This window comes from Chimaeribacter sp. YP20170169 (assembly GCF_056739715.1).
On the sequence record NZ_CP176824.1, the window covers coordinates 857,361 to 870,402 of the forward strand.

15 protein-coding genes and 1 other RNA gene are annotated in these 13,042 nt (G+C 55.9%); 9 read left to right on the forward strand and 7 right to left on the reverse strand.

What is annotated here, in order from left to right:
* Positions 1-214: 214 nt before the first annotated feature.
* Entirely contained in the window at positions 215-793 is a 579-nt protein-coding gene (locus ACK3SD_RS03925; RefSeq protein WP_481126831.1) for a serine acetyltransferase, read from the forward strand.
* Between the two features lie 443 nt (positions 794-1,236).
* Here ACK3SD_RS03925 and ssrA read toward each other — a convergent pair.
* Together ssrA and smpB are read right to left on the reverse strand one after the other, a co-directional pair.
* Positions 1,237-1,601, reverse strand: a transfer-messenger RNA (tmRNA) gene (ssrA, locus tag ACK3SD_RS03930).
* Between the two features lie 50 nt (positions 1,602-1,651).
* Entirely contained in the window at positions 1,652-2,134 is a 483-nt protein-coding gene (gene smpB / locus ACK3SD_RS03935; RefSeq protein ID WP_137762353.1) for an SsrA-binding protein SmpB, read from the reverse strand.
* A 159-nt stretch (positions 2,135-2,293) separates the two neighbouring features.
* Here smpB and ACK3SD_RS03940 point away from each other — a divergent pair, with 159 nt between their 5' ends.
* On the forward strand, positions 2,294-2,728 hold the full coding sequence (locus ACK3SD_RS03940) for a type II toxin-antitoxin system RatA family toxin (protein ID WP_137762354.1): 435 nt from the start codon (positions 2,294-2,296) through the stop codon (positions 2,726-2,728).
* A complete protein-coding gene (locus ACK3SD_RS03945; RefSeq protein WP_481126832.1) occupies positions 2,721-3,008 on the forward strand; it encodes an RnfH family protein in 288 nt (95 codons plus the stop codon). Before ACK3SD_RS03940 ends, ACK3SD_RS03945 begins: the two co-directional genes overlap by 8 nt.
* Before the next feature lie 75 nt (positions 3,009-3,083).
* On the opposite strand, the gene bamE is transcribed toward ACK3SD_RS03945, so the two are convergent.
* The 3 genes from bamE to nadK all read right to left on the reverse strand — a co-directional run bounded on the left by bamE (position 3,084) and on the right by nadK (position 6,175).
* Positions 3,084-3,434, reverse strand: coding sequence for an outer membrane protein assembly factor BamE (bamE, locus tag ACK3SD_RS03950; RefSeq protein ID WP_481126833.1), 351 nt, complete (start codon positions 3,432-3,434; stop codon positions 3,084-3,086).
* 113 nt (positions 3,435-3,547) lie between these two features.
* Entirely contained in the window at positions 3,548-5,209 is a 1,662-nt protein-coding gene (recN, locus tag ACK3SD_RS03955; RefSeq protein ID WP_168195801.1) for a DNA repair protein RecN, read from the reverse strand.
* An 87-nt stretch (positions 5,210-5,296) separates the two neighbouring features.
* A complete protein-coding gene (nadK, locus tag ACK3SD_RS03960; RefSeq protein ID WP_137762358.1) occupies positions 5,297-6,175 on the reverse strand; it encodes an NAD(+) kinase in 879 nt (292 codons plus the stop codon).
* Between the two features lie 122 nt (positions 6,176-6,297).
* Here nadK and grpE point away from each other — a divergent pair, with 122 nt between their 5' ends.
* A complete protein-coding gene (grpE, locus tag ACK3SD_RS03965; protein WP_137762359.1) occupies positions 6,298-6,882 on the forward strand; it encodes a nucleotide exchange factor GrpE in 585 nt (194 codons plus the stop codon).
* Positions 6,883-6,924: 42 nt separating this feature from the next.
* On the opposite strand, the gene ung is transcribed toward grpE, so the two are convergent.
* Complete coding sequence (gene ung / locus ACK3SD_RS03970) at positions 6,925-7,611, reverse strand: uracil-DNA glycosylase (protein WP_481126834.1); 687 nt, start codon at positions 7,609-7,611, stop codon at positions 6,925-6,927.
* Positions 7,612-7,940: 329 nt separating this feature from the next.
* Here ung and grcA point away from each other — a divergent pair, with 329 nt between their 5' ends.
* Entirely contained in the window at positions 7,941-8,324 is a 384-nt protein-coding gene (gene grcA / locus ACK3SD_RS03975; RefSeq protein WP_481126835.1) for an autonomous glycyl radical cofactor GrcA, read from the forward strand.
* Positions 8,325-8,373: 49 nt separating this feature from the next.
* Here grcA and srmB read toward each other — a convergent pair whose 3' ends face one another.
* Positions 8,374-9,690, reverse strand: a complete 1,317-nt coding sequence (srmB, locus tag ACK3SD_RS03980; protein WP_481126836.1) for an ATP-dependent RNA helicase SrmB — start codon at positions 9,688-9,690, stop codon at positions 8,374-8,376.
* Between the two features lie 164 nt (positions 9,691-9,854).
* On the opposite strand from srmB, the gene trmN reads away from it, so the two are divergent.
* From trmN to rseB, 4 genes are all read left to right on the forward strand, one after another.
* Positions 9,855-10,601, forward strand: a complete 747-nt coding sequence (gene trmN / locus ACK3SD_RS03985) for a tRNA(1)(Val) (adenine(37)-N(6))-methyltransferase TrmN (RefSeq protein ID WP_481126837.1) — start codon at positions 9,855-9,857, stop codon at positions 10,599-10,601.
* 224 nt (positions 10,602-10,825) lie between these two features.
* Positions 10,826-11,404 (forward strand): RNA polymerase sigma factor RpoE, encoded by a 579-nt coding sequence (gene rpoE, locus ACK3SD_RS03990; RefSeq protein WP_137762363.1) that lies wholly within the window; start codon positions 10,826-10,828, stop codon positions 11,402-11,404.
* Positions 11,405-11,431: 27 nt separating this feature from the next.
* Positions 11,432-12,088, forward strand: coding sequence for an anti-sigma-E factor RseA (gene rseA / locus ACK3SD_RS03995; protein ID WP_481126838.1), 657 nt, complete (start codon positions 11,432-11,434; stop codon positions 12,086-12,088).
* Positions 12,088-13,041 carry a sigma-E factor regulatory protein RseB gene (rseB, locus tag ACK3SD_RS04000; protein ID WP_481126839.1) on the forward strand — a complete coding sequence of 318 codons (954 nt, stop codon included), beginning with the start codon at positions 12,088-12,090 and terminating at the stop codon, positions 13,039-13,041. Before rseA ends, rseB begins: the two co-directional genes overlap by 1 nt.
* Position 13,042: the final 1 nt, after the last annotated feature.

Below are 13,042 nucleotides of genomic sequence, written 5' to 3' on the forward strand. Positions count from 1 at the left end.
TTCCCTCCTTCCCACAGCACACCTTAGGGTGTGCTTTTTTTGGCGCGAGGAGTACCTGTCAAATAGACAATCCTACATGCAACGCAAAAAGAGACAGGTTTGCCCAGTGCCTTTACCATGAAATGCAAATAATTTACAATGTTAAGAATTCTGGAAATGTCTGTGTCGACAGTGGCACAATGCAAATAAATTCAACCGATTAAGTGGTTTCTCTGTGCTTTTGACATCTTCACTCAGCCCACCCACCGCAGAAAATGAAAATTACCATGCCAGCGTTGAACACCTCAAAAATTGCCTGCGCATTGAGGTAATGAAATCCGACAAAGAGTTTTCATGGCTGAAAACCATCCATAAAGTCCTCAAGTGCCCGGACCGACGTTTCTACTTCTGGTGGCGTATCGCCAATTACTTCTACCTTAATAACAAGTATAAAAAACATGCGGTCAACTTTAACCGCAAATTACGTAATCGGTATGGCCTGCATATTAAGCTGGGTGCCCAGATTGGCGAAGGGTTACGTATTGCGCACTATGTAGGCATCGTGATCGCCGAATGCAGCGTTATTGGCAAAAATTTCTATATCAAACAGAACGTTACCATTGGCATTCGCCATCTTGATCAGGCAGGCAAGATCTATATCGGGGATAACGTCGAAGTCGGGGCAAACAGCTGCATTATTGGTGACAATCTCCGGATTGGCGATAATGTGGTGATCGGTGCCATGACCTTTGTAAATAAGGACGTACCCGCAGGATCCGTAGTCTATAACCGAAAAGAGCTTCACTATCTTTGAGTTGCTCGTATAAGCCGTAAGATCGCCTGGACAGGGATGTCAGGCAATATCAAGTTCCTCTACACTTCACTTATTGAACGTGACTCACTGACGTTTAATATCCTACCCTGATTCAGGCCGTACTTCCGCGGCATTAAAAGCACATTGTAAGCGCTGATAACTAAAGCCCATCGTAAGACAGCGGCCTATTTTCCCTCCTATTATGCTATTCGCACCCAATAATAAGTGCCCGGCCAACGTCTGACACCCATACTAAATTTATTACAATATACAAAAATCCACTGTCGCTACTTCACTCCGGCCTTACGGCAGCTGCTATAAATAGCGCGCTAAGAATCGCGAAGCAGAGGAGTGGCTGAACGGCAGGCACAAAAAAGCCCGCCAACCGAAGTTGCGGGCTTTTAGGGTTTCCGGCCTTATCTGGTGATAACCGGAAGCATATTTGGTGGAGCTGGGGGGATTTGAACCCCCGTCCGAAATTACTACGCCGTCGGTACTACATGCTTAGTCCAATCTTTACATTCGCCTGCCAGCTGCGGATGGACACGCCACTAACAAACTAGCTTGATTAGTTTTAACGCTTCAACCCCAAGCAAGGCATCCACGCGATCTCTTTTAGGTTTGACCTCTCTTGATCCCCGTCCTAAGAGCGGAGGCTAGGGAGAGAGGGCTCTAAGCAGGTTATTAAGCTGCTAGTGCGTAGTTTTCGTCGTTTGCGACTATTTTTTTGCGGTTTTTTAGCGAGGCCTACCGCACCTCGGCATGCACCTTGGGTTTCGCAAATCCCGTCGAATCCAGAATCAGCCCCAAGTGTCTGTCAGACAGTATAACAGAAGATTACCACGTAATGCCAGTCACTTAACGATTGGCATTCTTCATGATACGCGCACGGTCAACCTGCCATTCACGGGTGCGAGTGTCTTCACGTTTGTCGTGCTCTTTTTTACCCTTGGCGACGCCGATTTTGATCTTCGTCCAGGCATTTTTCCAGTAGAGCGAGAGCGCCACGATGGTGTAACCATCTCGGTTTACGGCACCAAACAGCGAGCTGAGCTCTTTACGGTTCAGCAGCAGCTTACGGGTGCGCATCGGCTCACACACTACGTGGGAGGAGGCAACGTTGAGTGGGGTAATGGTGGCACCAAACAGGTACGCTTCACCATCACGGAAAACAACATAGCTGTCGCTAAGGTTGGCTTTGCCAGCGCGCAGCGACTTAACTTCCCATCCTTGCAACGCAAGGCCAGCCTCGATCTCTTCTTCAATGAAGTACTCGTGGCGGGCGCGCTTGTTCATCGCTATGGTTGCGGAACCGGGTTTATGTGCTTTTTTCTTAGTCATAGTGGTTGTTATTATACCGCATGGAGTGGCGAATGAAATCCCTTGAGCCTGAGGCCCTTAGCCTTTTTATGCTCTGTGAGCATATGATGTGAAGCAGTTTTTTGTCACAGCGCAGATAAATGTTATTATCTGTACGTTTTATGACACACAGGAAACGATATGCCCCAGATCAACCGTTCTGCGTTAGTGCCATTCAGCGCTGAGCAAATGTACCAGTTGGTAAACGATGTTAATTCCTATCCGGAATTTTTGCCAGGCTGCACCGGTAGCCGGGTATTAACCCAGGGGCCGGGCGAGATGATGGCAGCCGTGGATGTCGCGAAAGCGGGGATCAGCAAAACCTTCACTACACGTAATCTGCTCTCCAGCAACCAGAGTATCAAGATGCATCTGGTCGATGGGCCGTTCCGTAAATTGATGGGCGGCTGGCACTTTACTCCCCTAAGCCCGGATGCATGCAAAATTGAGTTCAACCTGGATTTTGAGTTCACCAATAAGCTGATTGAACTGGCATTCGGCCGGATCTTCAAAGAACTGGCGAGCAGTATGGTACAAGCGTTTACCCAGCGCGCGAAAGAGGTCTACAGTGCCTGAGATCCGGGTTGAGGTGGTCTACGCGCTGCCCGAGCGGCAGTACCTGCGCAGCGTGAAGCTGGAGTTGGGCAGCAGCGTCCAGCAGGCCATTGAGGCCTCTGGCATCCTTGAACAGCGTAGTGACATTGATCTGAGTATCAATAAGGTTGGCGTCTATAGCCGGCCGGTCAAGCTGACGGATGAGGTACAGGATGGCGACCGGGTGGAGATCTATCGCCCATTGATTGCCGATCCGAAAGAGCTACGGCGCCAGCGCGCTGAGCGAGCCACAAAAAAATAGGGTGCCCATAGAGGCACCCTTATTTTTTAGCAGGTAACGAGTCGCAACCGCGTCACTCTGCTTGGCTTTCAGCCGTTACTCTTCTTTCTGTCCTGCCAGTGCTGGCTTGTTATCGACATTGGTCAGCACGTCGCTACTGTCGAAGGTCAGCGTCAGCGTCTGTTGGGTGACACTCTCATGCCCTGGCTGCTGGCGGAAGATATAGAACCAGGTATTGCTGCCAAACGGGTCCTGCATCATTGGCGTACCTAACACATAAGCCACTTGCTGCTTGGTCATGCCGGTATGAATCTTGGCTACGTCAGCAGGGGAGAGGTAGTTCCCCTGATTGATATCAGGCCGATAAACCACCTTCTCCAGTGTGGAACAGCCTGTGGTAAGCGTAACAAGTACCACAGCGGCGGCAGTCAGCAATTTACAGCGCATAGTAATCACATTCCTTTAGGGCATAGGATGCCGATAATAATAAACCTTTCGGCAGTTGGGAACCTTTACAGGGTTCCAGTATGACCGCAGGAAAGCAAAAAAGTTGAGTATTTCTAAGCAGCCAGCAGCTCTTTGGCGTTCGCCAGCGTGTTGCGCGTCACTTCACTGCCACCCAGCAGGCGAGCCAACTCTTGCAGCCGTGCGCGCTTGTCGAGGCGTACCATCGTGGTCTCTGTAACTTCACCATCGGTTTGCTTACTGACAAAGTAGTGCTGATGGCCACAGCCCGCCACCTGCGGCAGGTGGGTAACGCACATCACTTGAGCGGACTCACCTAACTGGCGCAACAGCTTGCCAACGATGGCCGCCGTTGGGCCGCTGATGCCTACGTCCACCTCATCGAAGATCAGTGCAGGCGTATCCATTTTGCGGGCTGTAATGACCTGAATGGCCAGAGCAATACGCGACAGTTCACCGCCAGACGCCACTTTCGCCAATGCCTGCATGGGCTGGCCGGGGTTGGTAGTGACCTGGAACTCGATATGATCGGCACCCTCGGCACTCAGGTGATCCGGGTTGAAAGCAATCTCGATATTGAATTTGCCGTGCGGCATGGAGAGCGCCTGCATACTCTGGGTAATCAGGGTCGTCAATTCATCCGCGTATTCACGACGCTTCTGGCTCAGCTGGCCAGCAATCGCCGTGGCTTTTTGATGGTGGTGGGCCACCGCCTCGCTAAGCTCCGCCTGGCTGCTCTCCTGATCTTCCAGCGCTTGCTGTTCGTCCAGCAGTTGCTGGTAGAGCACCGGCAGCTCTTCCGGCGACACACGATGTTTACGTGAGAGGGAAAGCTGGCGCGAGAGGCGCTGCTCCAACTCATACAGACGGTTCGGATCGAGATCCAGACGCTGGCTATAGTGACGCAGCTCGTCACTTGCCTCACTGATCTGGATAGATGCCTCTTCCAGCATTGCCAGCAATTCACCCATCTTCTCATCCAGCTCCGCCAGTTCACCCAGCTGATTTTTTGCCGTGTAGAGTTGGCTCAGGATGTTCTGGTCATCACCATCGGCCAGCAGATAGAGCGCCTGTTGGCTGAGGGAGAGTAACTGGCCGCTGTTGGCCAGACGCTTATACTCGCTGTCGATTTGCTCGTACTCACCGGCGACCGGTGAGAACTCATTCAACTCTTTTAGCTGGTAGTGCAACAACTGGCGACGAGACTCGCGCTCACTCATCAACTGTTGATGCTGTGCCAGTTCGCGGCAGCTTTGGTGCCATGCCTGATAGGCACCACGCATGGCAGCCAGCAGTTGCGGCTCATCGGCATAGGCATCAAGCAGCGATTTCTGGTGCTCCGGACGCAGCAGCAGTTGGTGAGCGTGCTGGCCGTGGATCTGAATCAGGTGCTGGCCCAATTCGCGCAGCTGGGAGAGGGGCACCGGTGTGCCGTTGATAAACCCGCGGGAGCGGCCATCCGCGCCGATGGTGCGGCGCAGCAGGCACTCATTGCCCTCATCGAGCTGGTTTTGCGCCAGCCATTCGCGGGCGGAAGGGGTATCTGAAAGGGCAAAGCGGGCGCAGAGATCGGCGCGGTTTGCCCCATTACGTACCATGCTGCCATCAGCGCGATTGCCCAGGCAGAGGCCCAGTGCATCAATTGCAATCGATTTGCCCGCGCCGGTTTCACCGGTGATGGCGGTCATCCCTGCCTGAAAATCAATGTCCAGCTCACGGACGATTGCAAAGTTACTGATAGTGAGTTGAGCCAGCATAGCCACCTTCCTGTACATAACCACAGAACTGTAATTGCGTACAGTATAAACGGGAATCATCGCCAGTAAAGTGGGGCAGCACGTTTTTCAGAACAATTTTTTTGACCAGCCCAACTTAGTGCTTAATGTATTGAAATAACTGTAATCCTTGGGGTGGATCAGGTTTAGGTGGAAGGCGCTGCGGCGAATGACCACCTCTTCTCCCTCCTGAATCGGTAGGGCAATTTGGCTGTCACAGCTGATCTCCAGGTCACTGCTGATCTGGGAAAAGCGCAGGCGGATGGTGCTGCTGCTGTTGATCACCAGCGGCCGCGCCGAAAGCGTATGCGGGAACATCGGCACCAGCGCGATGGCATCCAGCGTCGGCGTCAGGATCGGGCCGCCACCGGAGAGGGAATAGGCGGTGGAGCCGGTGGGCGTCGAGATGATCAGGCCATCGGAGCGCTGCGAGAAGGCAAAGCGATCGTCGATATAGACCTCAAACTCAATCATGTGCGCCACTTTGCCGGGGTGCAGCACCACTTCGTTGATGGCGGTGCCAAGCCGGCACTGCTCATTGCCGCGCTTCACCTGCGCCTCCAGCAGGAAACGCTGCTCGTCGAGGTACTCGCCCTCCAGCACATCGGCCAGCTGCTGCTGGGCATTGTCCGGGTCCAGGTCGGTAAGAAAGCCCAGATTGCCGCGGTTAACGCCAATCACCTTGATGTCATAGCGCGCCAGCACCCGTGCCGCGCCAAGCATGTTGCCATCGCCGCCTACTACCACCGCCAGATCGGCCTGCTGGCCGATCTCCGCCAGGGTGCCGGTGGGGGCATCCGCCAGCTTCAGCTCTTCCGCCACCAGCCGCTCGAGGATGACGTCATAGCCCTTTCCCCGCAGCCAGTGGTACAGCATCTCATGTGTGGCCAGGGCCGAAGGGTGGCGTGGGTGGCCCACGATGCCGATACGCTTAAATTTCTTACTCATTGTCTCGCTTGTCCTCAGTGCGGGGGCTGTCCCACACATTCTGACCGGTTCCCTTGAAACCCCGGTTTTGATCCCCATAATAAGCGAACTAGCAAGTGTAATGCTAAAACGCGGAGAATTTCATGAGTAGTAAAGAACAGAACACAGCAAACGAGCAAGTCTCGGACGAAATGGAAAAAGACCAACTGCACGCGGAAGCTGGAGCCGAAACGGCAAACGATGTCGATCCGCGAGACGCCCGTATTGCTGAGCTGGAAGCGCAGTTGAAAGATGCTCAGCAACGCGAGCGTGAAAGCCTGCTGCGCGCCAAGGCGGAAGTGGAAAACCTCCGTCGCCGCACCGAGATGGATGTGGAGAAGGCGCATAAATTCGCCCTGGAGAAGTTCTCTGGCGAGTTGCTGCCGGTGATCGACAACCTGGAGCGTGCGCTGGATCTGGCGGACAAATCCAACACCGAACTGGCGTCCATGATTGAGGGCATTGAACTGACCCTGAAATCGCTGCTGGATGCGGTACGCAAATTTGGCATTGAAGTGGTGGGTGAGACCCATGTGCCGTTCAACCCGGAAGTGCATCAGGCGATGACCCTGATGGAGTCCGCGGAGCACGAGCCGAACCACGTCATGATGGTCATGCAGAAGGGCTACACCCTCAACGGTCGCCTGTTGCGCCCGGCGATGGTGGCCGTCTCCAAAGCCAAGGCGTAAGCGCAAAAAAGGCACCCAAGGGTGCCTTTTTCTGCCTGAGCGTTATAGCTCTTTCGGCAGAACCGGCGTCCAGTCAATCGCTGGCAGCCCTTGCTGCTCCAGCAAGGCGTTGGTCTGCGAGAAGTGGCGGCAGCCCAGGAACCCGCGGTGTGCAGAGAGCGGGGAGGGGTGCGGCGCCTTCAGCACATGGTGGCGCTGGGTATCAATAAAGCTCCCTTTCTTCTGCGCATGGGAACCCCACAGCAGGAACACCACGCCCTCGCGATGCTCGTTGATTGCACCGATCACCTTGTCGGTAAAGGTTTCCCAACCTAGCCGCGCATGGGAGTGTGCTTGCCCGCGCTCCACAGTCAGCACTGTATTCAGCAACATCACCCCCTGTTCCGCCCAACTCTGTAGGCAGCCATGCTCTGGTCGTACGAAGCCGGGGATGTCGCTCTCCAGCTCCTTATAAATATTGACCAGCGAGGGCGGCACCTGCACGCCGGGGCGTACGGAGAAGGCCAGACCGTGCGCCTGATTCGGCCCGTGGTAAGGATCCTGCCCGAGGATCACCACCCGCACGTCACTTAGCTCAGTGAAGCGAAAGGCGTTGAACACATCTTTTTGCGGTGGGTAAACCGTTTTGCCCACCGCCCGCTCTGCGGCGACAAACGCCAGGGTTTCCTGAAAGTAAGGCTGCTCTTTTTCCTGACCAATCACATCATGCCAGGTAGGTGAAGTCGGCATCCGCGCTCTCCTTTGTTTTTGCAGATATTCTGATGACTATAGAGTACCTGCATCCGCTTACCAGTAAAACGCCTGCTATTAGGACGCTTAGGCATTTCAAAAAAAGTTGATAATTTACAAAAAAATCAGGAATGGCCGTGCGGGCTAATTTGATAAAAAACAAAAAGTTGGTTTTCCAGCCTGCTGCGCTAGCCCGAATTTATTGATTTCAATCAAGGATTGCCACTTTTTAGGCTGGTATACAGGGAACAGGCGTGCGGTGTGCCGAGAGACCACCGTCATCGATGACATTGTTCGGGCAGCCTGACCGCTGCTCTCTTGAGGCAATCATGATTACAGGTATCCAAATTACCCAAGCCGCCAACCCGGCGCTGGTCAACTCATTCTGGCTGCTGGATAGCGAACAGGCGCAAGTGCGTTGCCTGTGCGCCAAGGCGGAGTTTGAAGAGGATCAGGTAGTGGCACTGGCCGATCTGGGCGAAGTAGAGTATCGCGAGGTGCCGGTGGATGTGCAGCCCAGCGTGCGTGTCGAGGGCGGCCAGCACCTCAACGTCAACGTACTGCGCCGTGAAACGCTGCTTGATGCGGTGGAGCACCCGGAGAAGTACCCGCAACTGACCATCCGAGTCTCTGGCTATGCGGTGCGTTTCAACTCCCTGACACCGGAACAGCAGCGCGACGTCATAGCCCGCACCTTTACCGAAAGCCTGTAAGCAGGCAGAAAAAAGGGGAGCCTCGGCTCCCCTGTTTATTTCCCACGCATTACTTCTGCTCGCCGGCTTCCGCTTTCGGCTGGCGGCGCTTGCCGACGTTTTTGGCGTCGCGCTGGCGTACCTTGACCTTGGCCTTCGGCTTGTCTTTTTTCTCGGCAGCACGTTTGGCGAGCACCTTTTTGGAGGGCTTGCCATTGCTCTTCTCGCTTGGCAGCTTGCTGGTGGGGCGCAGCTCGTCAATGACGCGCGGCTTCAGCGGCTCATTCAGGTAACGGCCGATTTTACCCAGCAGCAGGTGGTCATGCGCCTCTACCAGTGAGATCGCGCACCCCTTGCGGCCCGCGCGGCCAGTACGGCCAATGCGGTGCAGGTAGATGTCAGCGGTGCGCGGCAGGTCAAAGTTGAAGACGTGGGTGATATCGTTGATATCCAATCCACGCGCCGCCACATCGGTGGCGACCAGCACATTGACGCGGCCATCGGTCATGCGTTTGACGGCCTCATTGCGCTTGGCCTGCACCATCTCACCCTCAAGGTAGCAGGAGTTGATACCCGCCTCACGCAGCCAGGAGACCATCTCATGCACCCGCTCGCGCTTACGCACGAAGATGATCGACTTCTGCACATCCGGCTGTTTCAACAGGTGAACGAGCAGGGCGGTCTTATGTTGCAGGTCATCGGCACGGTAGTACCACTGCTGGATCTTTTTGCGCTCGCGGCGGGAGGGATCGGCCTCCACCTCGACCGGCTCTTGCAACAGGCGCTCGGCGAAGTCACGGATTGCCTCGCCTTCCAGCGTGGCGGAGAACAGCATGGTCTGCTTTCTCCAGCGGGTTTCGCCGGCGATGGTTTCGATGTCCTGAGCGAAGCCCATGTCCAGCATCCGGTCGGCTTCATCGAGGATCAGCGTTTCGACGGCGCGGCAGTCAAAGTTCTCTTCTTTGATGTACTGCAACAGGCGGCCGGTGGTGGCGACCACGATGTCCTGGTTTTCGCTGAATACCTCAGCGTGGTTCATATAGGCCACGCCGCCAGTGATGGTGGCGATATCCAGGTGGGTGTGTTTCGCCAGTTCGCGCGCCTGATCGGCAACCTGCATCGCCAGTTCGCGGGTAGGCGTCAGGATCAGGATGCGCGGCGGGCCAGATTTATGGCGCGGGAAATCCAGCAGGTGCTGCATCACCGGCAGCAAGAAAGCGGCGGTTTTGCCGGTGCCGGTGGGTGCCGAACCCAGAACGTCACGGCCTTCCATCGCGGGCGGGATCGCCTCAGCCTGGATGGCGGTGGGCCGGTCATAGCCCTTGTCGCGCAGCGCGTCGAGCAGGCTTTCGTCTAGTTCGAGTTCGGAAAAAGTGGTTACAGTCATGGTCTACCTCTACGTGGGGCGCCGATTATAGACGGGTTAGACGCATTCTTCATCTATTTAAGCCGCTACCGTCGCTTTTACTCACTCATTGATTATCCTATGCTACGCCCGATTTGTCGTGCCGCGCCTGCCGCCGCACCCCATGAGATGACCTGGAAAAGCCCGTGACTACCGAACCGACCCCTGCACCTACGCTGCGCCGTAATGGCTTTACCTTCAAACAATTTTTTGTCGCCCATGACCGCTGCGCGATGAAAGTCGGCACCGATGGCGTGCTGCTCGGTGCCTGGGCACCGGTGGAAGAGGCCCGCCGCATCCTGGATATCGGCACCGGCAGCGGGCTGATCGCCCTGATGCTGGCACAGCGGACGTCGGCCACCTGCCAGATTGAGGCGGTGGAACTGGACCCGGACGCCGCCGCGCAGGCACAGGAGAACGCGGCGGCCTCACCCTGGGCCGATCGTATCCGGGTACTGGCAACAGATATCCATGAAGTCACGGCGAACGCTTCCGCGCGCTATGACCTGATTGTCAGCAATCCGCCCTATTTTGAGCCGGCGGTCGCCTGCCGTGATGCCGCTCGTACTCAGGCACGTTACACCGATACCCTCAGCCATGAGGCGCTGCTGGCCTGTGCCGCGGCCCTGCTGCAGGAGGGCGGGCGCTTCTGTGTGGTGCTGCCCTATGAGATTGGCGAGCGTTTCGTCACCCGCGCTGCCGCAGCGGGCTGGCACCTCGCCCAGCGACTGGCGCTGCGCGACCGGCCGGGCAAGCCGCTGCACCGTGTTCTGTTGACGCTGGTGCGCCAGCCGGCCGCGCCCCAGCTAGGGGAGATGCCGCTGCGGGATACCGACGGGCACTACAGCAACGCCTTCCGCCAGCTGATCACTGACTTCTACCTTTTTTATTGATGCCATGCTCGCCGCGCAATGGTGCGGTGATGCAGAGAAAGTGCACAAAACGTGGTAGCCTGTTGATTCAGCGGCGCTGACATGCCGGCCGACAGAAAAATCATAAGCGCGACGGAACTCTATGTACCGTGTAAACTCCAAGCAGGTGCTTGCTCAGGAAAAAAGAACATGACTGGCAGTACTATTTTATGCGTGGAGACAGGTTTGGGGAGACTTTACCTCGGATGAGCGAGCAGTTTACGGATCAGGTTCTGGTTGAGCGGGTCCAGAAGGGAGATCAAAAATCGTTTAACTTACTGGTAATCCGTTACCAGCATAAAGTGGCGAGCCTCGTTTCCCGCTATGTGCCACAGGGCGACGTGCCTGATGTGGTGCAGGAGTCCTTTATTAAGGCCTATCGTGCGCTGGAATCCTTCCGCGGCGACAGCGCCTTCTATACTTGGTTATATCGTATCGCCGTCAACACGGCCAAGAATTACCTGGTAGCTCAGGGGCGCCGCCCGCCGGCCAGCGACGTTGATGCCAACGAGGCAGAGAACTTCGAAAGTGCCGGGGCGTTGAAAGAAATTTCGAACCCTGAGAACCTAATGTTGTCTGAAGAGTTACGACAGATAGTTTTTCGTACGATCGAATCACTCCCTGAAGATCTCCGCATGGCGATTACCCTGCGAGAGCTGGATGGCCTGAGCTATGAAGAGATAGCTGCCATTATGGAGTGCCCGGTGGGGACGGTGCGATCGCGCATCTTCCGCGCGCGCGAAGCTATCGATAATAAAGTCCAACCGCTGATTCAGCGTCAATGATGGCGGACACAGGAAGGGTACTAAGGCATGCAGAAAGAACAGCTTTCAGCTCTGATGGATGGCGAAGCGCTTGATTCCGAGTTGTTAAACGCGTTATCAAACGACAAGGCTCTCCAGGCGCGCTGGCAGAGTTACCATCTCATCCGTGACACCATGCGGGGCGATGTCAGCGAAGTAATGCACTTCGACATTGCCGCTCAAGTGGCCGCTGCCATTGAGAAAGAGCCGGTTCGTCTCATCCCGCAGGCGGTGCCTGACGCACAGCCACAGCCGCACACCTGGCAGAAGATGCCGTTCTGGCACAAGGTGCGCCCTTGGGCCAGTCAGATTACCCAAGTCGGGGTGGCGGCCTGTGTCTCCTTGGCGGTCATCGTCGGCGTGCAGCACTACAATCAGCCTGAAGGCAGCGCCTCGCCGGAGACCCCGGTGTTCAACACGCTGCCGATGATGGGCGGCAAGGCCTCGCCGGTCAGCTTCGGCGTGCCGAGCAGTGACGCCACGGCAGCCAACGGCGGCCAACAGCAGCAGCTTCAGGAACAGCGCAAGCGTATCAATGCCATTTTGCAGGATTACGAATTACAGCGCCGTTTGCATTCTGACCAGTTGCAGTTGGACACCACAAGTCCGCAGCAAGCGGCTGTTCAGGTCCCAGGAACCCAGTCATTAGGAATGCAGTCGCAGTAATGAAGCAATTTTGGTTTGCCGTGTGTGTGCTGACAGGCAGCCTGGTTTATCCCACCATCGCCCCGGCGCAGAGTGCGTCCGGGGCGTTGTTGCAACAGATGAACAGCGCCAGCCAGACACTCGATTACGAGATCGCCTTTATCAGCATCAGCAAGCAAGGGATAGAATCTTCACGCTATCGCCACGTCTTGCTGGGCAAACAACCCCTCGCCCAACTGCTGCAAATGGATGGCCCACGTCGGGAGATCCTGCAACGTGGCAATGAAATCAGCTACTTCGAATCCGGGCTGGAACCCTTTACGCTGACTGGCGACCATATTGTCGATGCGTTGCCAGCGCTGGCCTTCGCGGATTTCAACGAGCTGGCGAAATTCTATGACTTCATTCCAGTGGGTAGGGCGCGCATTGCTGACCGACCCAGTGAAGTGCTGCGCATTGTGGCGCGTGATGGCACCCGTTACAGCTATATCGTCTGGATTGATGAGCAGACCAAATTGCCGCTGCGGGCCGATCTGCTGGATCGTGACGGCGAGACGCTGGAGCAGTTCCGGGTCATTTCGTTTGTTGCCAATGAGGGCGTAGAGGACGCGTTGAGTGGCCTGACGAAGGCCAGCCTGCCGCCACTGCTGGCCATTCCGGCCACTGAAAAGGTGGACTTCAATTGGCAGCCGAAGTGGCTACCAGCCGGGGTCACCGAGGTGTCACGTAGCCGCCGTACTTTGCCAAGCCTGCCCGTTCCGATAGAATCACGTCTCTACTCGGACGGATTGTTCAGTTTCTCCGTGAATATCAGCACCTCGTCTAACCCTACCTCGGAGCAGTTCGTCCGGCAGGGGAGGCGTACGGTGCACACGGAGATCCGCGCCGGGCAGGAGATTACGGTGGTAGGTGAATTGCCGCCCACTACCGCCAAACGTATTGCCGATAGCATTGTGCTCAGCCGGGCGCAATAGG

What these genes read in the sequence shown, in the direction of transcription:
- nadK (WP_137762358.1), bottom strand. Translation starts at nt 6,175, where the DNA reads ATGAGTAAGAAATTTAAGCGTATCGGCATCGTGGGCCACCCACGCCAC.
- srmB (WP_481126836.1), bottom strand. Translation starts at nt 9,690, where the DNA reads ATGACTGTAACCACTTTTTCCGAACTCGAACTAGACGAAAGCCTGCTC.
- smpB (WP_137762353.1), bottom strand. Translation starts at nt 2,134, where the DNA reads ATGACTAAGAAAAAAGCACATAAACCCGGTTCCGCAACCATAGCGATG.
- grcA (WP_481126835.1), top strand. Translation starts at nt 7,941, where the DNA reads ATGATTACAGGTATCCAAATTACCCAAGCCGCCAACCCGGCGCTGGTC.
- rseA (WP_481126838.1), top strand. Translation starts at nt 11,432, where the DNA reads ATGCAGAAAGAACAGCTTTCAGCTCTGATGGATGGCGAAGCGCTTGAT.
- ACK3SD_RS03940 (WP_137762354.1), top strand. Translation starts at nt 2,294, where the DNA reads ATGCCCCAGATCAACCGTTCTGCGTTAGTGCCATTCAGCGCTGAGCAA.
- rseB (WP_481126839.1), top strand. Translation starts at nt 12,088, where the DNA reads ATGAAGCAATTTTGGTTTGCCGTGTGTGTGCTGACAGGCAGCCTGGTT.
- recN (WP_168195801.1), bottom strand. Translation starts at nt 5,209, where the DNA reads ATGCTGGCTCAACTCACTATCAGTAACTTTGCAATCGTCCGTGAGCTG.
- bamE (WP_481126833.1), bottom strand. Translation starts at nt 3,434, where the DNA reads ATGCGCTGTAAATTGCTGACTGCCGCCGCTGTGGTACTTGTTACGCTT.
- rpoE (WP_137762363.1), top strand. Translation starts at nt 10,826, where the DNA reads ATGAGCGAGCAGTTTACGGATCAGGTTCTGGTTGAGCGGGTCCAGAAG.
- grpE (WP_137762359.1), top strand. Translation starts at nt 6,298, where the DNA reads ATGAGTAGTAAAGAACAGAACACAGCAAACGAGCAAGTCTCGGACGAA.
- ung (WP_481126834.1), bottom strand. Translation starts at nt 7,611, where the DNA reads ATGCCGACTTCACCTACCTGGCATGATGTGATTGGTCAGGAAAAAGAG.